Raw genomic sequence first — 22,415 nt, 5'->3', positions numbered from 1 at the left:
CGTGCGCGCGGGAGCCCGGCTGCTCGGCGGCGCCTGCTGGGAGGGCGAGGGCGCGCCGGGCTACTGGCCCTGGGTCCAGGTGGTCCGCCGCCTCACGCCAGGGGCGACGCTGCAGAGCCCTTTCCTGGGCCTGGCCGGATCGGACGGGTTCGAGCTGTTCGACGCGGTGACCGGCCTGCTGGTGGACGCCTCCCGCGAGCGGCCGGTGGTGATCGTGCTCGAAGACCTCCATTGGGCGGACGCGGCCTCGCTGCGGCTGCTGGAGTTCGTGGTGCGGCACGCCTGGTTCGAGCGGCTGCTGGTGATCGGCACCTATCGTGACGCCGAGGTCGACGGGCCGCTGAGCCTGCCCCTGGAGGCCAAGGCCACCGTCCTGACGCTGACGGGGCTGGACCGGGAGGAGGTGGGACGGCTGGTCGCCCACACCACGGGCGTGGATCCCGGCGAGGAGCTGGTGACGGAGATCCACCGGCGCACGGGCGGCAACCCGTTCTTCGTGGAGCAGACCGCCCGCCTGTGGCAGGGCGGGACCCCTCTCGCGACGATCCCACCGGGGGTGGGGGCGGCCGTGCGCCGGCGGTTGTCGCGGCTGCCGGAGGGGGTGCTCGAGGTGCTCCGCATGGCGGCGGTCCTGGGCCGCGACTTCACCGAACCCACCCTCCACATCGCCCTCACTCCCCCACCCACCAACTCCCCGCTCGCCCCCTCCCCACCCCACGGCCCTGCACACCACGCCACCTCATGCGACGGCCTCCCCTCCCACGGGACCTCGTTCCACGGCATCTCATGCAACGGCACCTGTCTCGACCGCTCCTCATCCGACGGGGCCGCGCCCGACGGCTTCTCTCCCACCGCCCCTCCGCATGACGAGCCCGCACCGACCGAGCCTGCGCCCGACGGCTCCTCTCCCTACGAGCTCTCGCTTGACGGGCCCACACCCGACGACTCTCCACCTGACGGACCTCCGCCCTGCCGAGGATCCGGTTCCTCACCCGCTCGCGCCGCCTCTCCTGCCGGGCAGTCGCTCGTGGCGACCGAGCTCTCGGTGCGGCGGGCCCTCGACCAGGCCGTGTCGGCCAAGCTCATCACCTCTCTGGGCTCCGGCCACCATGCCTTCATCCACGACCTCGTACGCGAGACCCTCTACGCCGAGCTGAACGAGCACGAAGTCCGTGCCCGTCACGCGGCCGCCCTCCGCGCCCTCGACCCGGCAGCACCCGCGATCCGCGCCCACCACGCGTACCTCGCCGCCACATCCGACGCTCCCGCCCTCCTCCTCACGGCGGCCAGGGACGCCGAGGCGCGGATGGCGAACGAGGAAGCAGTCGGCCACTACAGGCGCGCCCTGGAGCTGACCCCTGCGGGAGAGGCTCGCAAACGGGCCACAATCGGCCTGGACCTAGGCGTGGCGCAGCACCGGGTGGGCGACACCGCCACCGGCGCCCGCACGCTGGAGGCCGCCGTCGCCATCGCCCGTCGCCTCGACGACCCCGACCTGCTGGCCCTGACCGCCCTGAAGCTGCACGACCTCGGCCACACCGACCACGGCCGCTGGACCGACTTCGTCCACGAGACCCACCACCGCCTGGTCCCCCCACCCACCCCCACTGCCAACACGCCGGCCCACAAGATCACCGTCCCCGTACGGGGCGAATCCGCATACGGGCGACCCGGGGCTCAGAGCGCGCCGGATCAGGGCAGGCCCAGCCCAGCGAGCGCAATGGGCCCGGCACGCGACCACACCCCAACGACACACCGACGCGACGACATCGCGCAGACGTCCACCCACGTCGCCCCGGAGACGAGCGACACCACACGTGAAAGCGGAACCACCCGCCAGGGCCACACCACACACGGGGGCAACGTCAATAGACGCCCGCACGGCGACCCCACGGGTGAGCACAACACCACAAGCTCGCGCGATATCACGGGCAACCTGCGCGGCGGCATCGCACACACGACCCCTGACGCCTCCCACGAGACGGCCGACACCGCAAGTCAGCGCGACACCACACGGAACCGCAGTGCGCTGCACGAACGCGACGCCCCACGCGAAATCGACCACCTGCGCGAAGACGACACCCTTTACAGGGGTAACACCACATCCGACACCGCCGGCTACGGTCGAGGGCGGTTGGATGTCGCCGCCCGGGAGTTGAGCGAGGTCGCGGCGGAGCTGGCCAGACAGGGAGAGGATGACGAGACGCTCGGCTTCAGCCTGCTGACCAGACTTGGGGCCATTTGGGGGCCGGGCAGCGCGGCCGAGCGAATGGCCGTCACCGAGGAGTTGTCGGCCGTTGCGCGGCGAAGCCGGGATCCACGGCTGGACCTGACCGCGCGGTCCTGGCGCGTCGGGGCGCTGCTGGAGATGGGTGATCCACGGTGCCTGCCCGAAGTGCAGGCATTCGCCACGCGCGCCGAAGGTGCCGAGCTGGCGCTGTTCCAGCACGAGGCCACGGTTCTCAGGGCCATGTTCGCCACGCTCACCGGACGCTTCGACGAGGCGGCGACGCACATCGACGCCGCCTACGAGCTGGGCGAGCAACCAGGCATCGGGCGACGCGACCTGCGCTGGATGCAGCGGTGGTCGGCCGCGACGCTCAGGGGCCGCTTCGACGTGGCCGACGGCGTGCTCGCGGAGATGGAGCTCGCGGGCAGCCATCACTTCCCGCTCTACCGCGCCGCGACGGCGGTGCAGCGCGGCGATGAGGGTGCGGCGCGCCACCTGACGGAGGTCATGACGCCAGGTGAGCAGTACCTGCGGTGGATGGCGCCGTTGTGGCTGAGGCTCCAGGCGCAGGCGGCCGCCCTGTCCAAGGATCCGGTGCTCTGCGAGCGCGCACGGGCCGCGATCACCCCGTACGTCGGCCAATGGGGCGTGACGGCCACGGTCGCCGTCGAGGGGCCGTTCGCGCACTGGGCGGCGGTGCTCGACGCTGCCCAGGGACGCTGGGACGAGGCCGTCGAAGGGTTCACCGCCGCCTGTCGCGCGGCCGACCTGCTGGGCGCCCGACCCTGGTCGATCGAGTCCCGCGCCCGCCTGGCCGAGGCGCTGCAGGCGCGCGGCGACGACGCCTCCACGCTGATCGCGCAGGTCGAGCGGGACGCCGCCGCCCTCGGCATGCTGGTACACCTGCCGCGCCCCGCAGCCAACGCCTTCCGCCTCGACGGCGGGGTCTGGACCCTGACCTTCGCCGGCCGTACCGTGCACCTGCCCGACTCCAAGGGCCTGGCCGACCTGCGCGTCCTGCTCGACCACCCTGGAAGCGACGTCTCAGCGGTCGAGCTGCTGAACCCGGCCGGCGCCGAGGTCGTGCTCGCCGCCCGGAGCATGGGCGGTGACGACGTACTGGACGAGGAGGCCAGGACCCGCTACCGGAGGCGGCTGGAACTGCTCGACGACGAGATCGACCGGGCGGCCGGGCTGGGCGACGACCGCCGGGCGGCCGAGCTCGACGCCGAGCGCACGGCGCTGCTGAACGAACTACGCACAGCAGCCGGGCTGGGCGGCCGCCCGCGCCGGCTCGGCGACGAGGCCGAACGCGCCCGCAAGGCGGTCACCAACCGGATCCGCAACACACTGCGCCAGCTCGACCAGCGCCACCCGGAACTGGCCGCCCACCTGAGATCCTCGCTCTCCACCGGCGCCACATGCCGGTATCACCCCAGCCCCGAGGTGCGCTGGCCACCGTGACAGCCGTGGGCACAGAGCCCAAGCGGTTGAGTCCAAGCGCCCAGGCCCAGCGATTGGACCTAGCGATCGCGCCAAGGCGCGGCCTCCAATGGTCGGGTCTGGCGGTTGAGCCCAGCGGCTGGGTCCGGTGGCTGCGGCGACAGCGACGGTCACCGCCTGGCAGCGTCACCCATGTCACCGGGTTGCGGTTACCGGGCACCCGCCGCCGTCACCGGGCGGATTCAGCGGAGCTTCGCGAAGAACGCGGTGACGTCGTCGGCGAAGAGGCCCGGCTGCTCGGTGGCGAAGAAATGGCCACCCTTGTCGTATTCGACCCAGTGCACGATGTTGTGGTCGCGTTCAGCCCAGGGGCGGATGGTGACGTCGCAGGGCTTGGACACGAGCACGCCCGTCGGCACGGTGCCCCGCGCCGCCGCAGCCCAATCCCCCGCACCACCCCAGTCGCCCACGCTACCCGAGTCGGACGTACCACCCGAGTCGGACGCCCCCGAAGCGGCCGTACCGCCCCAGCCACCGCCACCGCCTGAACCGGACGCTACCAAGCCCGACATAACCGATCCGGACGCGCCACTCCAGTCACCGGCACCGCCCAAATCGGAGGCACCATCCGAGTCGGGAGCATTCGCGTCGGGAGCGCCGGCCCAGTCTTCGGAAGTGCCGTTCGAGACGGACCCGCCGCCTGGCGTGACGGCCCAGTCGTCTGCGCCGGCTTCGCTCCAGTCGGCCGCGCCCATGCTCTCGTAATAGAACTGCGCCGACGACCCCGCAGTGCCGGTCAGCCAGTAGATGGTGACGTTGGTCAGCATGAGATCGCGGTCGAGCGAGTCCTCGGGAAACCCCTCCACCGGGTCCGTCAGCTCCTTGAACTTCTCCATGATCCACGCCAGCTGCCCCACCGGCGAGTCGTGCAGCCCGTACGAGACCGTCTGCGGCCGTTTCGACTGGGTCTGGAGGTAGCCGTCGTTGAAGTTCTGCATCGTGTCCCAGCGCCGCCGCTCCTCCTCCGTCAGCCCGTCCATCTCCCCCTCCTGACCGACGGGAAAGGTGATGGCGGCGTTGAGGTGGACGCCGACGACGTGGCCGGGGGCGTGTTTGCCCATCTCCGGCGCGATGAAGGAGCCGCTGTCCCCGCCCTGCACCCCGTACCTGTCATAGCCGAGCAGCGCCATCAGCTGTGTGAACGCCCTGGCGGTGCGGGCGGGATCCCAGCCGGGGCCGGACAGCGGGGTGGAGAAGCCGAAGCCCGGCAGGGAGGGGATGACCAGGTGGAAGTCTCGCGAAAGGGGCTCGATGACGTCCAGGAACATCACGAACGTGCCCGGCCAGCCGTGCAGGAGCATGAGCGGCAGGGCGGACGGGTTCTCGGAGCGGATGTGGGCGAAGTGGATGTTCTGCCCGTCGATCGTGGCGGTGAACTGGGGGATCTCGTTGAGCCTGGCCTCGTGCGCGCTCCAGTCGTAGCCGGTGCGCCAGTATTCGGCCAGGTTCTTGAGGTAGTCGAGGGGGACGCCGCGCTCCCATCCGGTGCCGGGGAGCTGGTCCTGCCAGCGGGTCATGGCCAGGCGGGTACGGAGGTCGTCCAGGTCCTGCTGGGGGACTTCAATACGAAAAGGGTGAATTGTCATGATATTTCTCCGGTTGATGGGCTAGGGGCGGAAGGTGGTGGCGTGCTCCGAGGCCCACTGGGCGAACGTGCGCCCGGGACGGCCGGTCACCTGCTCGACGGTGGGCAGCACGACCGAGGCGGCGTCCGGCGGGTTGGCGCCGAGCCGGACCGCGAACTCGATCAGCTCCTCCCCCGCCCCCCACGCCTCCATCGACGCCCGGTACTGCGTCTCGCTCAACTCCTCGAACCGGATCTCCCGCCCGACGGCCTCGCCGATCACGCGGACCCGCCGCTCCGGGGTCAGCGCCTCCGGCCCGGTGATCAGGTACGACTGCCCGGCGTGCCCCTCCTCGGCCAGCGCCGCCACCGCGACGGCGGCGATGTCGGCCTCGTGCACCACGGCCCCTGGATGGTTGCCGAAGACCCGGACCACACCCTCCTCGCGGATCGATTCGGCCCATTCGAGCGCGTTGGTCATGAACTCCACGCAGCGCAACTGCGTCCAGCCGAGATCCCCGGCCCGCAACGCCTCCTCGACCGAGCACTCGTCCCAGCTGCTCAGCACGCTGACCCGGGTCACGCCCGCCTTCGCGGCCAGCTCGACGAGCTCGGGCCCGGTCTGGAGCGCCGCCTGGTCATCACCGGCGACGGTGATCAGATGCAACCCGGTCACGCCTTCCAGCGCGGGGCCCAGGGACTGCGGCACGGTCAGGTCGCCGTAGGCCACCTCCACGGACCCGGGCAGCCGCGCCGCCGCCGGGTTCCTGGTCAGGGCCCGGACCCGCTCGCCACGCGCGACGAGCTGCGCCACGATCTGGCGGCCGACCGTGCCGGTTGCGCCGGTCACGAGAATCGTCATTTTTTCCTCTCATCCGAAGATCTCGAACATCTCGAACGTCTCGACAGGCAGGCGCCACACGAGAAATAGCACCCGCTACACGGGTGGAGGCTCCGTCCTTCCAGTCCGTGCCGCATGACCGCGCCCGCTCTCGGCGGGAACTCGATGACGTACCGGACAAGGGCTCTCGCGGCACGGGTGGAGGCTCCGTCCCAGTCCGTGCCGCATGACCGCACCCGCCATCGATGGCGTACCGGACGAGGGCTGTGGCGGCTCGAACGCACGCGCTCGGGGAACGCATGTTCCGACAGCTCGGCCTCTGATCGACGACAGTCTGGCCACCTTGGAGGGCCCCGTCCACCTGCGGCGCCGTCGCCTGATCCAACCGCCGTTCCGCGCCGGCGATATCCCCGGGCACGCCGGCGTCACCACCCGGCTCGCCCGGGACCTGAGCGGCTCGTTCAAACCGCGCGAACCCGTACGCGTCGACCGCGCGCTCTGCCAGGCTGACCCTCACCGCCACCGCCGAGACCCTGTTCTCGGTGAACCTGGCGGGTCCGGTCGCGGCGGAGGTCGATCGGTCGTCACCAGCGGCGTGGCACTGCGCGCCTTCCTGCCGCGCGCGTTCGAGCGGCTCCCGTCCGGCGTGGCCCGCCTCCCGTACACCGGCCAGATCCAACCGCCTCAACTCGGCCCTGCTCCTCATGCGGGCCACCGCGACCTTGACGACGCTCGCCGGCGAACGCCTCCCGCCCGGCACGGACATCCTGCTCAGCCCTCATGTGATCCCGCGCTTCTTCGACGACCGCTCCGACCCCGGCCGCTGGGGACACCCTTCTCTGATCCCGAACCCGCACGTGAGCGCCCGACGAGCGACATTTGACAAATTCACCTCAACCTGCTCTCTCAATTTACCTGGAGAGCGCCTGGAATTAATTTGTCAAATCGCCTCGATAAAGTCCTGAGTGGTCAAAATGAAGCGCTACCTTAAATGCATGGAATTTCGTCGTCTAGGCCGTAGCGGCCTGTCCGTCAGCGCGATCTCCTACGGCCACTGGCTCGCGTATGATGCCCCGGACCAGGAAGAACGTGCGCGAGCGTGCGTCACGGCGGCGCTGGACGCGGGCATCACCACATTCATCACCGCGGACGCGTACGCGAACACCGCAGCCGAGTCGGTGCTCGGCCGCGTGCTGAAAGGACAGCGGCGGGAAAGCCTCGAGATATCCACGAAGGTGTTCTGGCCCACCGGGCCGGGCGGGCCCAATGACAAAGGTCTGGGCCGCAAGCACGTCATGGAGTCGGCACGCGCGTCACTGCGGCGGCTGGGCACCGACTATCTCGATGTGTACCAGGCGCATCGATTCGACCGGACGGTGCCGCTGGAGGAGACCATGATGGCGTTCGCCGATCTGGTCAGGCAGGGCCATGTGCTCTATGTCGGCGTCTCCGAATGGACGGCCGAGCAGATCACGAGGGGCGCCGCGCTCGCCCGGGAGCTGCACGTGCCGTTGGTCTCCAACGAGGCGCAGTACAGCGCGTTGTGGCGGGTGGTCGAGGCTGAGGTAGTGCCGGCGTGCGAACGGGAAGGGCTCAGCCAGCTCGCCTGGTCCCCTGTCGCGCAGGGCGTACTGACGGGCAAGTATCGGCCGGGGCAGCCCGCCCCCGCCGGGTCGCGCGGCGCGGACCTGAACGGTGCGGGCAGTTTCATCCAGCCCTTCCTGCGCGAGGACGTGCTGGAACGGGTGCAGCGGCTGCGTCCCCAGGCCGATGAGGCCGGGCTGTCGCTGGGACAGCTCGCGCTGGCCTGGGTGTTGCAGCGCCCGAACGTGGCCTCGGCGATCATCGGGGCATCGCGGCCCGAGCAGGTGCGGGAGAACGTCGAAGCGGCCGGTGTCCGGCTCGACGCCGACCTTATGGCGCGCATCGATCAGGTGCTGGACGGCGTCGTCGAAACGAACCCGGCGCTGACGACGAGCCCGTAAAGGGCCCACGCCCAGCTCCACCCGGGCACAGGTTGATCTTGATCCGGAAGACGGCGCAGACCCCGATCAGTCAGCCACCACGCAGGTCGTCGACGATCACGGTCAGGCCAGGCCACGCGCTCGCAAAGCGGCACAGGTCGTCGGCGAGCGGGGGCAGGTGCGCGCCGGGAAGAAAGTGCACGGTCGTCCCCGTGGTGCCGTCGCCGGCGATGGGCTCCAGGCCGGTGACGGGGACGCCGTGCTCGTACCGCTGGATCCAGGACCCGTTGAGGCGGCGGTTGGTGTGGACGAGCCAGTCGCTGAGCGCGGCGACGACGGACATGCCGCGGCGCGGATGCCCGTCGGCAAGCACCTCCGCGCCCGGGTCGTCGAAGAAGCGCAGGTCCTTGGACGCCATGACGGGCTTCTTCACCGGCCGCCCCTGCTCGTCGAAGCGGGTGTCGGTGCCTCGCCCCTCGTCGGCCACGGACACCGAGCCGTCGGCGTGGAGGGTGACGGTGCAGCGTCCGGCGCCGGTGCTCGCCGCCTCGTCGGCCGGGTAGGCGAGGACTTCGAGGATCAGGTGCCGGACGCCGCCGGGGGCGAACTCGTCGGGGTTCTCCCGGATGTGGGAGAGGTGGCCGAGGTCGACGTCGGCCGCCCAGTCATGGGTGGTGTTACGCCAGGAGGCTCGGGGTGCGCTCACCCCCGCACCCTATCCACGGTGGCTGCGGACAGAGCGTAGGTGACGCCGGTCAGGCGTTCGGACAACTGCCAGAGGCGTGCGGCTGTGGCCGTGTCGCGGATGGCGCGCTCACGAGTGCGACCGGTGGGCTCTCCGCGCAGTTGCAGCGGCCCGTCGGGAACGATGTAGCTGCCGCCGGGCAAATCCGGCGCGGTCGCCGCGTACAGGGAGGTCTTCGCCCCTTCCGGGGTGGGCCGGAAGGCCACGCGCACCAGCAGGCGGGCAAGGGCCGCATACAGCCGTCCCCTGCCGCTGTTGGCGCCGCCGGTGAGCACGTTGGTGCGGGTCAGCCCGGGTGCGACCGCCATGCTGCGCAACCGCTGTCCGGCGGCGTCGGCCCGGCGCTGCAGCTCCATCGCGAAGTAGAGGTTGGCCCGCTTGGACTGCACGTAGGCGAACGCCGTCCGGTAGCCGCGTTCGGCGTTGAGGTTGGCCAGGTCGAAGCGGGCGAAGCGGTGGCCCTCGCTGCTGACGGTGACCACCCGCGGATCGGGCGCGGCGAGCAGCTGCGGCAGGAGCAGACCGGTCAGGGCGAAGGTGCCCAGGTGGTTGACGCCGAACTGCGACTCGAACCCGTCGATGGTCAGCGCGTACGGCACCATCGCCACCCCGGCGTTGTTGACCAGCAGATCGATCCGGCCGCGGTCCCAACCGGCGGCGAACTCCCGGATGGAGGCCAGGCTGCCCAGGTCCACCCGGCGCAGCTCCACCTGAGCGCCGGGCACCTCACCCCGCATGCGGGTGAGGGCGGCCCGGCCGCGTTCGGGATCGCGGCAGGCCAGCACGACGTACGCGCCACGACGGGCCAGCTCGCGGGCGGTCACGTAGCCGATGCCGCTGTTGGCTCCGGTCACCACGGCGACGCGCCCGGTCTGGTCGGGGATGGTACGGAGTGTCCTGGAGGGAGAGTTGCGCATGATGTATCACCCCAAGTGAATATGTAGCGCAACTTCGAGTTGCGATACATTCATCCTGTCAGCAGCGTCCGAATATCGCAACTTGGAGTTGCAATGCAGTCCGATCCTTCCACCGCCAGGCCGGTCGGCCGCGGCGCCAAAGTACGCGCCGCCGTCCACGCCGCCACGCTCGCCGAGCTCGTGGACAAGGGCTATGCCGCATTGACCATCGAGAACATCGCCCAGCGCGCCGGAGTCCACAAGACGACGGTGTACCGGCGGTGGAAAGATCGAGAGAGCCTGCTCACCGACGCCCTGTCCGAGCACATGGCGCTGGACATCCCCGTCCCCGACAGCGGAGCGATCGAGACCGATCTGCGGGCGCTGGCGCGCTCGCTCGCCCAGGCGTTCACCAGCCCGACCGGGCAGGCCCTCCTCGCCGCCATGTTCACCGGGGCCGCCCATCTTCCGGAGATCGCCGCAGCTCGGCGTCACGTGTTCGAGGACCGGCTGGCCAGAGCCGAACCGGTGGTCACGCGCGCCATCGAGCGCGGCGATCTTCCCGGCGGCACCGACCCCGCCGAGTTGTTGAAGACCTTGGCCGCACCGATCTACCTGCGCCTGCTCATCACCGCCGAACCGGTAGACGAGACGACCGCCGACCAGGCGGTGCGCGTCACGCTCGCCGCGGCGCACGCCGGCGCCCTGCAGCCGGCCAACGGCTGACACGGCCCGGCCCAGATCGCCGGTCAGCTTCGGTGGCGGGCGTAGGCGGAGGCGATGAGGCGGCTCAGGAATTGGTCGAGGTCGTCGAGTCCGTATGAGGCGAGCACGTCGGGCGGCTGGGTGAGCAGGTAGGTCAAAGCGCTGTTGACGGCCAAGGTCACCATGGCGGCGCTCTCACGGGTGGCCGGGAGGCCGGCGGCCTGCTGGGCGGCTAGGTGCAGGTCGAGGTCGGCGCGGGAGAGCCGGGCCAGAGTCTCCCGCACCTGGGGGTTCCTGGCGGCCTCGGCGTGCAGCTCGATGTAGGCCAGGACCCGGGACCGGTTCACCGTCATCGCCCGCTCGATCATCAGGCGCAGCAACACGAGCAACTGGTCGACGGTGTCGATCTCGGCCTGCTGCAGCTCGCTCCAGTAGCGCTCGACGCAACGCTCGGCGGCGGCCTGAAGCAGGCTGTCGCGGGTCGGGAAGTAGTTCTTGGCCGTGCCTTCCGGCAGCTCGGCAGCACGGTCCAGCGCCCGGTGGGTCAGCCCTCTGCCACCCTCCCCCGCCAGCACCTCGATAGCCGCGTCGCGCAACCGGTCGCGGCGGTCCCTGTTCTCCACCATGGCCCCCATCCTCCCGCCTTTGTGCAATCACCATAGCCGTGGTACCACATGTGTGGTGATTGAGATGAGAAGAGCTGTCGTCGTCGGCGCCGGAGTCGGAGGACTGACGACCGCGATCGCACTGCGCGCGATCGGCTGGGATGTTTCGATCTTCGAGCGATGGCCTCAGGTCGTCGCCGAAGGCACGGCGCTGGGCCTCCGCCCGGATGCCCAGGCCGGCCTCGACCGGCTGGGGCTGGGCGAGCAACTGCGCGAGCGCACCGTCCCCTACCGGCGCGCGCAGATCCGCACCCCCGACGGCAGGCGCCTGGCCGACCTGCCGTTGGAGCGCATCGAACGGCGCGGAGGGGCGCCGGTCCGCATGCTGTCGCGGGTCTCGCTGATCGAGATGCTGGTGCGGCAGGTGGACCCGGCGACGATCAGCACGGGCGTGGAGATCACCGATCCCGCCGCACTGCGCGCCGACTACGACCTGGTGGTAGGCGCCGACGGGGTGCGCAGCGCGGTGCGCCAGGCGTTCTTCGGCGCCGTGACCCGTCCCCGCTACGCGGGCATCGTCGCCTGGCGCGGCGTGATCAAGGGCTTCGAGCCGCAGGACTACGGCGAGACCTGGGGGCGCGGGCAGATGTTCGGGATGACGCCGCAGGCTCCGGGGGTGACCAACTGGTACGCGCCCGTACGCACCCCGGAAAGGGTTCGCGAGAGCCTCGACGACCTGCGCGCACGCTTCGCCGGCTGGCACGACCCCATCCCGCGCGTGCTCGCGGCCGCCGAGGCGGACGCCGTGCTGCGGCACGAGGTCTACGACCTGGCGCCACCGCTGGGGTCCTACGTCACGGGGAACGTGGCGCTGGTAGGAGACGCGGCCCACGCGATGACACCCGCGCTGGGGCAGGGCGCCTGCCAGGCCCTGCTCGACGCGGTCGAGCTCGCCACCTGCCTGCGTACGCACCCCGGCGACGTGGCGAAGGCGCTGCTCTCCTATGACGCACGGCGGCGCCCGGCCGCCCAGCGGATGGTCACCGCCTCCAGTTGGATGACCCGCCTGGCGGGAGCCGGTCGCCTGGCAGGGCCGCGCAACACTCTGATGCGGATGCTGCCCATCTGAGCCTACGAGAGGACCTTGAGCAGCCGGTCGGCCAGGACGGCTGCCGAGGCCGGGTTCTGGCCGGTGAACAGGTTGCGGTCGACCACCGTGTACGGCTTCCACACCTCGCCCTTGGTGAAGTCGACGCCAAGGTCGATGAGCTCGTCCTCCAGCAGCCAGCGGGCCCTGGGGGCGAGACCGACCGCGTTCTCCTCCTCGTTGGTGAACGCGGTGACCCGGTAGCCGGCGAAGGGCGACACGCCACGGATCCTGGTCGCCAGCATCGCCGCCGGGGCGTGGCAGACGACGGCCAGGGGCTTGCCGGAGGCCAGCGCCTCGGTCAGCAGCCGGCCGGCGTCCGCGTCGACGCACAGGTCTTCCATGGGGCCGTGGCCGCCGGGGAAGTAGGCCGCGTCGTAGTCCTCCGGCCGGGCGTTCGCCAACCGGATCGGCCGTCGCATCTCCTCCGCGGAGCGGATGATCGCCTCCAGGTCGAGAGCGATCTGAGCGCTACCGGCCATTTCGGGGCGCAGGCTCATCATGTCGACGGTCGGGACCACTCCGCCGGGCGTGGCGACGACGATCTCCGACGGGAAGTAGGCGGCCCGAACTTCGCCCTCGGGCCGCCGTTGGGCCACAGACGACGGACCTCAGCCCGGGCTGAACCAGCGGGTGAGGGCCGCCTTCAGGCCGTCGGGGTCCGCGCCTGCCCAGGCGACGTAGCCGTCCGGCCGGATGAGCAATGCGGGTGCCGGCGCGTCGGCGACGGTTGCGGTCACGCGGCGCACCCGGTCGTTCCAGGGCTCCGCGGTGGCGGCGAGGTCGTTCCCACCGGTGAGGTCGAGAAGCAGGGGGCGGGCGTCGCGCAGGAGCTCAGCGAGGCGCCGCGTGTGTCCGTCGTCGGTGGTCAGCTCAAGGGATGGTACGAACCAGCCCGTGGGCGCGGCGGGGTGTTCCTCGCCCATGTCGTAGCGGACATCGGCGCCCGCCAGCAGGGCGGCGACCAGGTGCAGGTTCTCGGTGCGGCCGAGGAGTTCCGCGAAGAGCAGGCGCAGGGCGGTGACATCGCCTCCGGGTGCCATCAGGGCGGTCGCGGCCTGCGTGTGCATGAGCACGCGTTCGCCGCTCGCGTGGCGTTCGGCTCCGTAGCTGTCCAACAGGCCTTCCGGGGCCCAGCCCTGCAGCGTGGCGGCCAGTTTCCAGGCCAGGTTGGCCGCGTCCTGCAGCGCCAGATTCAGGGTCGGCCCGTGGCTGACGTGTGCGGCGTCGCCGGCGATGAAGACTCGGCCGTCACGGTAGCGGTCGGCGAGCCGCGAGTTGCGGCCGCACTGGCGGCGAAGCAAGGTGGGGGCGCCCTCGGGTGGCGGAGTCAGGGGCAGGCGCACTCCGAGGACCCGTTCGACGCTGTCCTCCATCTCGGCCATCGTCATCGGCGCACCCGGCCCCGGGAAATCGCCTGCCGGGTGATCGTCCCATTCGGCCGTGTTGACCAGCGGCCGCTCCGGGTCGTGCGCGAGGAGGGTGAAAACGCCCCGCTCGGTACGGTGGAAATGCGCCGGGATCTCGCCGAGGCCCTCGATCACGATCCGTCCCCCCGGCGCGAAACGGAAGCGGTCGCTCGGCCCGATGAGTGCCGTCCGGTCGACGACGTTGTCGTCGCTGGTGCCGAGGAAGGCGATTCCCGCCTGCCTGCGCACCAGGCTGTGGCCGCCGTCGCAGCCGACGACGTATCGAGTTGTGAAGGTCGTCTCGATTCCGTCCGCACCGCGTGCCACGACGTCGACCTGGTCATCGTTCTGGCTGAAGGACAGCACGTCCCAACCTCGCCGGACATCCGCGCCGAGTTCCGCCGCGCGCTCGCCGAGCACCCGTTCCAGGTCACGCTGGTTGACCGGAAGGAGATACATCGGGTTCTCGTCGCCGAGCACGTGCAGCGGCAGCGGCATCCCGCCGAAGAAGAACCCGGGCGCAGGCACCGGTGCTCCTCGGCCCCCACAGCGTTCCAAGAGGCCGCGGTTGTCCAGTAACCGCACGACCTGGCCGGCGAGGCCGTGTGCCTTGTCTGCCGGGTCCGGTTCCGGCCGTCGTTCCAGAATCAGGGGCCGGACCCCCGCGAGGCGGAGCTCGCAGGCCAGAAAGAGGCCGGCGGGTCCACCGCCGACGATGATGACGTCGAACATCCCTGACGCCTCCTTAGGATACGCGACTGTATCTAACGGCGGACACCGTAAGTCACCGCGATAAGATACGCAAGTGGATCCTAAGTACGAGCGGATCGCGGATGAGCGCGGGACGGTCGGGGCGCAGGCGGCGGAACGCCGTGCCGACGGCGGCGCATCCCGTCGCCGTGGCTCCGAGCTCGAGGACGCGATCCTCGACGCCGCGTGGGAGGTGCTGATCGAGCACGGATACCACGGCTTCACCTACGAAGCGGTCGCCGCCCGCGCCGGCACGAGCCGTCCCGTGCTCTACCGGCGCTGGCCGCAGCGCGACGACCTGCTGCTGGCCACGCTCACCAAGTTCTGGCAGCCGATCGCGGTGCCCGACACCGGCAGCCTCCGCGACGACGCGATCGGCTTCCTGCGCAACGCCAACGCCGACCGCGCGCCCACGATCACGTTCATGAGCGTGCAGCTGGCGGACTACTTCCGCGACGCCGGCACCAGCTTCAGCGAGCTGCGCCGCACCCTCCTCCCGCCGGGCCAGGCGACCGCCTTCGAGACGATCGTCGCCCACGCGGTCGAGCGCGGCGAGCTGCCCGACGTGCCACGCCCGTCCCGCGTGGTGAACCTGCCGTTCGACCTGCTGCGCCACGACCTGCTCACGACGATGCGCGCGGTGCCGGACGAGTCGATCGTCGAGATCGTGGACGAGGTGTGGCTACCGCTGCTGGGGACACGACCCCGTCCCCAAGCATCGCGACCGCGATCGGGCCGTCTCTGAAGCCAGAGCGTCGGTGGTACGGGACGCGCACCTCAACGTTCGCGAAGACATCCGATGATCTCGTCAATCACCGGCACCCCCTGCCGCGTTCGGGCTACAGTTTGCAGTCATGATCACGGAAGAAGTGCTGTGAAGCAGTCCAAAGCCCAACAAATCGGCCGGTCGGCGCTGGTTGCGGCGCTGGCCGCAGGCGTCATGATGGCAGGCGTCGCGCCCGCGGCGAACGCCGCCGCCACCGCCCAGAAGAGGACGCTAGGGCCGTTCGGGTACGGCAACCTCAAGCTCGGGATGACGGAGGCGCGGGCCAGGGCGACCGGGAGGATCGTCCGCAAGACCATCAACGTCCCCACCAAGTGCTCGACTTATGACCTGAAGGAGCGGCGGTACAGCGGCAACCGGGCAGGGATGTACATTTCGAAGAAGCAGGGCGTGGTCACGATCTCCGCGCCCGGCCGCGGCGTCAAAACGCCCCAGGGCATCGGCATAGGCGCCACTCCCGCGCAGTTGAAGGCCGCCTACCCCAACCTGAAGCAGAATGCGCTGTACGGCACCTTCGCCACCGTGCCGGGCAACCCCAAGGCGTCCTACGTCTTCCTCGTGTCGAAGAGAATGGTCCTCGGTGTGACCCTGGTCCTGACCGCTCAGGACTGCCTCGGGTAGCGGCCCCTTCACAGGTGCTCGGCCGAGACCGTGAGACCTGCGGGGAGCTCGCTGAGGCGGGCTCTGTCGATGGAATCCGTTCATGGAGATGGGTACGGGGAGCTCAGGCTCCAGACCCGGACCCTGCCGTCGTTGCCCCCGGAGACCGCCACCAGGCAGCCGTCCAGGTGTCCGGTTGCCACCGCTTCGATCAGGCCCACGTGGCCTTTGAAGGGTTCGCCGATCGGCTTGCCGGTCGCCAGGTCCCACACCCGTACGGTCTGGTCGTTGTAGCCGCCGGAGACCACGATCGGGCGGCCGTCGCTCAGCTGCGCTGCGGCCAGGCCGAGCGCCCAGCTCCGGTGGCCCCTGAAGGGCCGGCCGATCGGTTCGCCCGTGGCCAGGTCCCAGACGCGTACGGTGTGATCGCCCTTCCCGCCGCCGGAGATCGCCACCGGGCGGCCGTCGAGTCGCGCCACCGTCGCCGATTCGACCGGCCCGTCGTGAGCGTTGACGCGTCTGGCCATGGGAGTGCCGGTGGCCAGGTCCGTCATCAGGATGGTGCCGTCGACGTCCCCGGAGACCACGATCGGGCGGCCGTTCACCTCGCCCACCGCCACCGACAGCACCCAGCCGCGGCCGGTGCCGACGGGGTCGCCGACCCGGTCGCCGGTGGCCAGGTCCGAAACCTGCACCGTACCGTCGAGACCGCCGGACACCGCCACGGGGCGGCCGTTCACCTGCCCGACCGCCACCGATTCGACCGAGCCCCGATGGCCTTGGAAGGGTTTGCCGATCGGTTCGCCGGTGGTCTGGTCCCAGACGCGTACGGTGCCGTCGCGACTGCCGGAGACGACGACCGGGCGGCCGTTCACCTGCCCTGTCGCCACCGACCAGACCGGACCCTGATGCCCCGCGAACGGGGAGTGGAGGGGTACGCCGGTGGCGAGATCCGATATCAGCACCGTGCCGTCGTAGCCTCCCGAGGCGACCACGGGACGGCCGTCCCACTGTCCGACGGCCAGCGACAGCACCCACCGCTGCCGGCCGTTGACGGGCTCGCGGATCAGGGTGCCGAACGGCGCGCCCGTCGTGGAGGGCTTCGCGCCGGCGGTGGAGAGCGTGGTGCCGGGGAGGCCCCCGGTCAGGATGGACGCCAGCCACAAGGCCACGGGGATCGCGAGGACGACGGCGGCCGCCGCGAACACCTTCGCCAAGCCGGGCGGACGTTGACGGCGGCGGCGCGGGGCGTTTTCGGGCGGCGGTGCGGGACGCCGGGAACCCGTGTCCTGGAGGGGGGTCTCGTGGGTGAGCGCGGTGAACAGGTCGGTGATGCTCGGCCGGGACGCGGGATCCTTGGCCAGGCCGGCGGCCAGGAGGGGACGGAGGCGGTCGGGGACGCCTGCCAGGTCGGGCTCGCGGGTCATGATCGCGTTGAGGACTCCCGCGGTGACCGTGCCGGAGAAGGCCCGGTGCCCGGTGGCGGCGTACACCATGGTCGCGGCCCAGGCGAACACGTCCGAGGCGGCCCCGGCCGGCTCTCCGTTGAGCTGTTCGGGCGACAGGTAGGCCGGGGTGCCGATCAGGCCGGGTCCCGTGGTGGAGTGGTCCAGCACCCGGGCGATGCCGAAATCGATGACGACGGGGCCCTCCTGGCCCATGATCACGTTGCTGGGCTTGAAGTCCCGGTGCACGATGCCGGCCCGGTGGATCGCGTCGAGCGCGACCAGGGTGGTGATCGCCAACCGGTCCAGCCCGCCGCCCGTGCGCGGCCCCTCCCGGGTCACGAGCTCGTCCAGGGACGGGCCCTGTACGTACTCGCTGACCAGGTAGGGCGCCCGGTCGGCGATCCCGGCGTCGACGACCCGCGCCGTGCAGAACGCCGCCACGGACCTGGCTATCTCGGTCTCGCGCAGGAACCGGTCCAGGGCTTCGGGCTCGGAGGCCATCCGGGCGTGCAGCGTCTTGACGGCCACCTGCCGGCCCGAGGGGGCCTGCCCCAGATAGACGACCCCCTGCCCGCCCACGCCCAGCACGCCGATCAGTCGATAGTCCCCGATCTGCCGGGGATCGTTCTCGGCCAACGGGCGCGGACCGGACATGAGGCAATCTTCTCCTGGGGTCAGGGAGGATCCACTCGGCTGCTCAAAAGGTATATGTCCGCATGATGACGCAAAAGCAGTTGCCTATGGGCATAAGTGGTGTCGATCGCCCAACACCTAGCGTTGAAGGATCATCCCGACGGGGATGGGGAGGGGAACGCGGAACTGGACGGGAAGGCGAACGACACCATGAAGACACCCGCGATCGTCACGCCACAGGAGTGGGAGGCAGCGCGCCGTCGGTTGCTCGTCAAGGAAAAGGAGCTGACCCACGCCCGGGACGCGCTGGCCGCGGAGCGCCGGCGGATGCCGTGGCTGGCGGTGGAGAAAGACTACGAGTTCGACGGGCCGGCGGGTAAGGCGAGCCTGCCGGACCTGTTCGAGGGCCGTCGCCAGCTGGTCGTCTACCGCGCCTTCTTCGATCCCGGCGTGCACGGCTGGCCCGATCACGCGTGCGTCGGGTGTTCCATGGTGGCCGATCATGTCGGGCACCTCGCCCATCTGAACGCGCGTGACACCACTCTCGTCTTCGTCTCCCGCGCGCCCCAGCCGGACATCGCGCGGGTGAAGGCGCGGATGGGCTGGACGATGCCCTGGTACACCCTGACCGACGACTTCGACGCCGACTTCGGCGTGAACGAGTGGCACGGCACGAACGCGTTCATCCGCGACGGCGACAGGGTGTTCCGCACCTACTTCATCAACGACCGCGGCGACGAGGCGCTGGGGAGCACCTGGAGCTACCTCGACATGACCGCGCTCGGGCGGCAGGAGGAGTGGGAGGACTCCCCCGAGGGTTATCCCCAGACCCCGCCGTACCAGTGGTGGAACTGGCACGACGAGTACGGCGCGGGCGAGGGCCGTCAGCCGGACAGGACCCGGTAGCCCGCGTCCACCGGGATACGGGCGCCGGTCACGGCGTCGAAGCCGCCGTCAAGGATGGAGCCGATCACCGCGGCGACGTCCTGGGGATCGACCATCCGGCCGAGGACCGAGCGGCGCCCCAGCGCCGCCTCCGTCTCGGGCGTTCGCATCATGGCGCTGGCTTCGGTACGGACCGCGCCCGGCGCCACGACGTTCACCCGGATTCCCCAGGCACCGGCCTCGGCAGCGACGTGCTGGGCAAAGGTGTTGAGCGCCGCCTTCGCCGTCGCATGCGCGACCGCGCCCGGACGTACCAGATCGGCGCTGAGGCTGGAGACGTAGACGATTCGGCCGTCGCCCTGCTCGCGCATGCGGTCGAGTGCCCGCTGGGTGATGTGGAAGACCCCGGCGAGCTCCCCGGTGACCTTGCCGGCGAAGTCCTCCCACGACATCTCGGCCAGCGGGCCGAACGGCGGGGGGATGTTGGCGTTGCAGACCAGCGCGTCCACCCGCGCGCAGGCCTCGACGAGTTCGGCCACCTGGCCAGAGTCGCGGACGTCGGCCTGGACAGCCTGCGCCGTACCGCCGGCCGCCTGGACCTGCTTGACCACCGAGGCGGCCGCCGACGTGTCGGCGCGATAGTTGACGATCACGTGGAAACCGCGACGGCCCAGCTCATGCGCTGTCGCGGCACCGATACCGCGTCCCGCGCCGGTGATGAGTGCGATGCGTCGCATGTCATGCCTCCCCTGCTCTACGGCTTCGGGGGCAGACTCTAGGTATTGAGCATTCCAGAAGAAAGTACCTACCTCTTGGTAAGCTCCATACCTTGCCGTCGGCTTTCTGCTCATCAAGGGGTGGCACGAGGTATGAGTGACGCGTTTCACAGGGACTGCCCGGCGCGCATGGTGCTCGACCACGTCACCAGTCGCTGGGCGGTGCTCGTGCTGACGGCCGTCCGCGGCGGCCCGCTACGGTTCCACGAACTGCGCACCAAGATCGAGGGGATCAGCGAGAAGATGCTGTCCCAGACGCTGCGCACTCTCGTACGCGACGGCTTCGTCCGCCGAACGGTCACCCACACCAGGCCGCCACAGGTCAGCTACGGCCTGACCGCCCTCGGCGAGGGGATCACCGAGCCGCTCCAGACCCTGTCCGACTGGATCCGGGACCATGCGGGCGACATCCTCGCCGCCCAGGCCGTGTACGAACAGGAAACTCCCTGAGCGGCTCCGCCGCGGAGCATCGACTGAACACGAAGCCACCGGGCCGTATCCCGCGCACGCGGCGGACTCTCGCGCGAGATTTGCCGGTAACAACCTGGTAACAGGGTCTTCTCCTCGGCAATGTGAGCGGTCACACTCAGGCAACAAGAAATGTGACCGGTCACATCTGCGCACCTCCACGTCCCCCAAGGGCTCTGACGCCCGCAGCACGCAAGGAGGTTGTCTCGCCATGAGGAGGAAACATGCCTGGTCAGCGATGCTGGCGGTGGTCCTGTTGACGGGTGCCGTGCACGCCGCCCCCGCCCAGGCCGCGTCTCAGCTCGTCGTCGATCTCGGCAGCTCGACCGGCGCGCTCAGGTACGGAGCCACCGGCTTCCTGTACGGGCTCGGCGACGAGGGCATCCCGAACGAGAGCATGCTCGCCGCCATCAAACCGCAGGTCACCGCCCAGAAGGCGCCCGACGGCCTGCAGCACCCGAACGGCGACGCGCTCAAGATCGCCCCCATGTTCAAACGCGCCGGCGGCCGCGAGATCCAGATCTACATGCAGGACGTCTACAAGCAGTGGCCGTACGAGAACCTGGGCATCAACGACTACCTGGCCAAGGTGGACACGATGGTCAGGAAGGTCGTCGCCGACCCGTACCGCACCTCGTACGTCTACGTCCCCTTCAACGAGCCCGACCAGATCTGGTACGGCGGCAACCTCACCGGGTTCATGAACGACTACCGGACCGTCTACCGCCGGATCCGCTCCCTCGACCCCGGCGCCCGCATCGCGGGCCCGAACTTCGCGAGCTACCGCTCGGCCGACATCCGGACGTTCATGCAGTTCGCCCGGGACAACGCCGTGCTGCCGGACGTCACCACCTGGCACGAGCTCGGCGACGACTTCTTCACCAGCTGGCACACCCACTACGCCGACTACCGGGCGATCGAGTCCAGCCTGGGCATCTCCCCGAGGCCGATCACCATCAACGAGTACGGGCGCTTCTCCGGGGATCTCGGCGTGCCGGGCAACCTGGTGCAGTTCGTGGCGAAGTTCGAGAACAGCAAGGTCGACGGCTGCCTGGCGTACTGGACGACGGCCGGCGGGCTCAACGACCTGGTCACCAGGAACAACCAGGCGACCGGCGGCTGGTGGCTGTACAAGTGGTACGGCGAGCTGACCGGCAACACCGTGGCCGTCACCCCGCCCGCGCCCGACGGCTCACTCCAGGCCCTGGCCGCGCTCGACCAGGGCAAGAAGCAGGCCAGGGTGATCTTCGGCGGCAACAACCCGGCGAGCGGCACCTACGACACCAACCTGGTCGTCAAGGGCGTCCCGGGTGCCCTGGGCCCCACGGTCCACGCCGCCGTCTGGGGCGTGGACAACACCGGGCTGAACCCCTCCCCCGGTCCGTACAAGGTCACCGAGGCGGACTTCACGCCGTCTGGCGGCCAGATCACGATCCCGCTCACCGGGCTGAAGGGCTCCTCGGCGTACCAGGTGATCGTGACCCCGGCCAAGGACGCGACCGCCGGCTCCCGCTACGAGGCCGAGTACGCCGCCGCGCCGGGCGCGATCACCTACGGCCCGGTCTCCTCCGCGGACGGCGGCGCCAAGTTCGTGGTCACCGCCCCCTCGGACGGCTACTACAACGTGGACCTGCGCTACTCCGCCTCCGCCGCCCGCACGGCCAAGCTGCGGCTCAACGGCTCCGATCTGACCGACGTCAGCCTGCCCGCCGCCGCGAGCTGGAGCACCGTCACCACCAAGGTGTTCCTGACCGCGGGGATCAACCGTCTGGACGTCAGCGCCGCCGGCGTCAACGTCGACTACCTCGACGTGTCGGCGACGACGGGGACGATCACCGCGTACGAGGCCGAGTCCAGCGCCAACACGCTCGGCGGCGCCGCCAGGGTCGCGGCCAACTCCGCCGCCTCGGGCGGTAAGTACGTCGGCTACGTCGGCGCCGGCGCGGCCAACACGCTGCGCTTCAACAACGTCACCGTCGCCTCGGCCGGCCGCTACCGCCTGGTCGTCACCTACGCCAACGGCGAGCTGGGCGAGGGCGCCACCAACTACAACAGCAACATCGTCGACCGCTACGCCGACATCTCGGTCAACGGCGGCGCGGCCCAGCGGCACTACTTCCGCAACACGCTGGGCTGGTCGAACTACCGGACCACGGTCGTGGACGTCACCCTGGCCGCCGGAGCGAACACGATCACGTTCGGCAACGCCTCCACCGGCTACGCGCCCGACATCGACCGCATCCAGATCGCCAAGCCGGTCGGCTGAGACAAGCCGGCCGGTAAGAAGCAGCAGAGGAGATCCATGAACACCAGCGTCGTCTGGGGCCACCCGAGCCTGCGGGTCGTGCTCGACGTCTCACCCGACGGCCCGGTCGGCGTCCGGTCGCTGTCCGGCGGCGACGCCGCCACGGCGCACCTGCCCAGAGCGACGCAGCCGCTGGTGGAGCTGCTGGTCCCGGAGG

General features: G+C 70.4%; 18 protein-coding genes. 9 read left to right on the top strand and 9 right to left on the bottom strand.

The annotated features are described in order from the left end of the window. A partial coding sequence (locus ACWDX9_RS41020) for an AAA family ATPase (RefSeq protein WP_449964321.1) occupies positions 1–3,694 on the top strand: 3,694 nt, incomplete at its 5' end. A 221-nt stretch (positions 3,695–3,915) separates the two neighbouring features. Here ACWDX9_RS41020 and ACWDX9_RS41015 read toward each other — a convergent pair. Together ACWDX9_RS41015 and ACWDX9_RS41010 are read right to left on the bottom strand one after the other, a co-directional pair. Beyond that, a complete protein-coding gene (locus tag ACWDX9_RS41015) occupies positions 3,916–5,319 on the bottom strand; it encodes an epoxide hydrolase family protein (RefSeq protein ID WP_449964319.1) in 1,404 nt (467 codons plus the stop codon). A 21-nt stretch (positions 5,320–5,340) separates the two neighbouring features. After that, positions 5,341–6,159 carry an NAD(P)H-binding protein gene (locus ACWDX9_RS41010; RefSeq protein ID WP_449964316.1) on the bottom strand — a complete coding sequence of 273 codons (819 nt, stop codon included), beginning with the start codon at positions 6,157–6,159 and terminating at the stop codon, positions 5,341–5,343. A gap of 974 nt (positions 6,160–7,133) precedes the next feature. Between ACWDX9_RS41010 and ACWDX9_RS41005 the strand changes: the two genes are divergently transcribed. Then, a complete protein-coding gene (locus tag ACWDX9_RS41005; protein ID WP_449964313.1) occupies positions 7,134–8,123 on the top strand; it encodes an aldo/keto reductase family protein in 990 nt (329 codons plus the stop codon). Between the two features lie 70 nt (positions 8,124–8,193). On the opposite strand, the gene ACWDX9_RS41000 is transcribed toward ACWDX9_RS41005, so the two are convergent. Further along, positions 8,194–8,808 (bottom strand): hypothetical protein, encoded by a 615-nt coding sequence (locus ACWDX9_RS41000; RefSeq protein WP_449964310.1) that lies wholly within the window; start codon positions 8,806–8,808, stop codon positions 8,194–8,196. Next, entirely contained in the window at positions 8,805–9,764 is a 960-nt protein-coding gene (locus ACWDX9_RS40995; protein ID WP_449964308.1) for an oxidoreductase, read from the bottom strand. The genes ACWDX9_RS41000 and ACWDX9_RS40995 overlap by 4 nt, the downstream gene beginning before the upstream one ends. Positions 9,765–9,857: 93 nt before the next feature. Here ACWDX9_RS40995 and ACWDX9_RS40990 point away from each other — a divergent pair, with 93 nt between their 5' ends. After that, on the top strand, positions 9,858–10,469 hold the full coding sequence (locus ACWDX9_RS40990) for a TetR/AcrR family transcriptional regulator (RefSeq protein WP_449964305.1): 612 nt from the start codon (positions 9,858–9,860) through the stop codon (positions 10,467–10,469). 23 nt (positions 10,470–10,492) lie between these two features. On the opposite strand, the gene ACWDX9_RS40985 is transcribed toward ACWDX9_RS40990, so the two are convergent. Beyond that, on the bottom strand, positions 10,493–11,074 hold the full coding sequence (locus ACWDX9_RS40985; RefSeq protein WP_449964302.1) for a TetR/AcrR family transcriptional regulator: 582 nt from the start codon (positions 11,072–11,074) through the stop codon (positions 10,493–10,495). Between the two features lie 64 nt (positions 11,075–11,138). Between ACWDX9_RS40985 and ACWDX9_RS40980 the strand changes: the two genes are divergently transcribed. After that, positions 11,139–12,182, top strand: a complete 1,044-nt coding sequence (locus ACWDX9_RS40980; RefSeq protein WP_449964299.1) for an FAD-dependent monooxygenase — start codon at positions 11,139–11,141, stop codon at positions 12,180–12,182. 2 nt (positions 12,183–12,184) lie between these two features. On the opposite strand, the gene ACWDX9_RS40975 is transcribed toward ACWDX9_RS40980, so the two are convergent. Continuing rightward, positions 12,185–12,799: a type 1 glutamine amidotransferase domain-containing protein gene (locus ACWDX9_RS40975; RefSeq protein ID WP_449964296.1), complete on the bottom strand. Its 615-nt coding sequence runs from the start codon at positions 12,797–12,799 to the stop codon at positions 12,185–12,187. Positions 12,800–12,811: 12 nt separating this feature from the next. Then, positions 12,812–14,341, bottom strand: a complete 1,530-nt coding sequence (locus ACWDX9_RS40970) for an FAD-dependent monooxygenase (protein WP_449964293.1) — start codon at positions 14,339–14,341, stop codon at positions 12,812–12,814. Positions 14,342–14,414: 73 nt separating this feature from the next. Between ACWDX9_RS40970 and ACWDX9_RS40965 the strand changes: the two genes are divergently transcribed. Together ACWDX9_RS40965 and ACWDX9_RS40960 are read left to right on the top strand one after the other, a co-directional pair. After that, positions 14,415–15,104 (top strand): TetR/AcrR family transcriptional regulator, encoded by a 690-nt coding sequence (locus tag ACWDX9_RS40965; RefSeq protein WP_449964290.1) that lies wholly within the window; start codon positions 14,415–14,417, stop codon positions 15,102–15,104. Positions 15,105–15,233: 129 nt separating this feature from the next. Then, the gene (locus tag ACWDX9_RS40960; protein WP_449964286.1) at positions 15,234–15,764 is read left to right on the top strand and encodes a hypothetical protein; all 531 of its coding nucleotides are present in this window, start codon (positions 15,234–15,236) and stop codon (positions 15,762–15,764) included. 80 nt (positions 15,765–15,844) lie between these two features. On the opposite strand, the gene ACWDX9_RS40955 is transcribed toward ACWDX9_RS40960, so the two are convergent. Then, the gene (locus ACWDX9_RS40955) at positions 15,845–17,845 is read right to left on the bottom strand and encodes a serine/threonine-protein kinase (RefSeq protein WP_449964283.1); all 2,001 of its coding nucleotides are present in this window, start codon (positions 17,843–17,845) and stop codon (positions 15,845–15,847) included. Between the two features lie 189 nt (positions 17,846–18,034). On the opposite strand from ACWDX9_RS40955, the gene ACWDX9_RS40950 reads away from it, so the two are divergent. Beyond that, positions 18,035–18,730 (top strand): DUF899 domain-containing protein, encoded by a 696-nt coding sequence (locus ACWDX9_RS40950; protein WP_449964281.1) that lies wholly within the window; start codon positions 18,035–18,037, stop codon positions 18,728–18,730. Here ACWDX9_RS40950 and ACWDX9_RS40945 read toward each other — a convergent pair. Then, complete coding sequence (locus ACWDX9_RS40945; RefSeq protein WP_449964278.1) at positions 18,709–19,446, bottom strand: SDR family oxidoreductase; 738 nt, start codon at positions 19,444–19,446, stop codon at positions 18,709–18,711. The two genes, ACWDX9_RS40950 and ACWDX9_RS40945, sit on opposite strands and share 22 nt — an antisense overlap. A gap of 132 nt (positions 19,447–19,578) precedes the next feature. Here ACWDX9_RS40945 and ACWDX9_RS40940 point away from each other — a divergent pair, with 132 nt between their 5' ends. Next, positions 19,579–19,935, top strand: a complete 357-nt coding sequence (locus ACWDX9_RS40940) for a winged helix-turn-helix transcriptional regulator (protein ID WP_449964276.1) — start codon at positions 19,579–19,581, stop codon at positions 19,933–19,935. A gap of 229 nt (positions 19,936–20,164) precedes the next feature. Continuing rightward, complete coding sequence (locus ACWDX9_RS40935; RefSeq protein WP_449964274.1) at positions 20,165–22,219, top strand: hypothetical protein; 2,055 nt, start codon at positions 20,165–20,167, stop codon at positions 22,217–22,219. Positions 22,220–22,415 lie beyond the last annotated feature (196 nt).

Source organism: Nonomuraea sp. NPDC003201, assembly GCF_053590415.1.
This window is presented reverse-complemented; position numbering and strand designations above follow the sequence as displayed.

What these genes read in the sequence shown, in the direction of transcription:
- ACWDX9_RS40955 (WP_449964283.1), bottom strand. Translation starts at nt 17,845, where the DNA reads ATGTCCGGTCCGCGCCCGTTGGCCGAGAACGATCCCCGGCAGATCGGG.
- ACWDX9_RS40980 (WP_449964299.1), top strand. Translation starts at nt 11,139, where the DNA reads ATGAGAAGAGCTGTCGTCGTCGGCGCCGGAGTCGGAGGACTGACGACC.
- ACWDX9_RS40940 (WP_449964276.1), top strand. Translation starts at nt 19,579, where the DNA reads ATGAGTGACGCGTTTCACAGGGACTGCCCGGCGCGCATGGTGCTCGAC.
- ACWDX9_RS40985 (WP_449964302.1), bottom strand. Translation starts at nt 11,074, where the DNA reads ATGGTGGAGAACAGGGACCGCCGCGACCGGTTGCGCGACGCGGCTATC.
- ACWDX9_RS40935 (WP_449964274.1), top strand. Translation starts at nt 20,165, where the DNA reads ATGAGGAGGAAACATGCCTGGTCAGCGATGCTGGCGGTGGTCCTGTTG.
- ACWDX9_RS41015 (WP_449964319.1), bottom strand. Translation starts at nt 5,319, where the DNA reads ATGACAATTCACCCTTTTCGTATTGAAGTCCCCCAGCAGGACCTGGAC.
- ACWDX9_RS40995 (WP_449964308.1), bottom strand. Translation starts at nt 9,764, where the DNA reads ATGCGCAACTCTCCCTCCAGGACACTCCGTACCATCCCCGACCAGACC.
- ACWDX9_RS40950 (WP_449964281.1), top strand. Translation starts at nt 18,035, where the DNA reads ATGAAGACACCCGCGATCGTCACGCCACAGGAGTGGGAGGCAGCGCGC.
- ACWDX9_RS41005 (WP_449964313.1), top strand. Translation starts at nt 7,134, where the DNA reads ATGGAATTTCGTCGTCTAGGCCGTAGCGGCCTGTCCGTCAGCGCGATC.
- ACWDX9_RS40970 (WP_449964293.1), bottom strand. Translation starts at nt 14,341, where the DNA reads ATGTTCGACGTCATCATCGTCGGCGGTGGACCCGCCGGCCTCTTTCTG.
- ACWDX9_RS41010 (WP_449964316.1), bottom strand. Translation starts at nt 6,159, where the DNA reads ATGACGATTCTCGTGACCGGCGCAACCGGCACGGTCGGCCGCCAGATC.
- ACWDX9_RS40945 (WP_449964278.1), bottom strand. Translation starts at nt 19,446, where the DNA reads ATGCGACGCATCGCACTCATCACCGGCGCGGGACGCGGTATCGGTGCC.
- ACWDX9_RS40990 (WP_449964305.1), top strand. Translation starts at nt 9,858, where the DNA reads ATGCAGTCCGATCCTTCCACCGCCAGGCCGGTCGGCCGCGGCGCCAAA.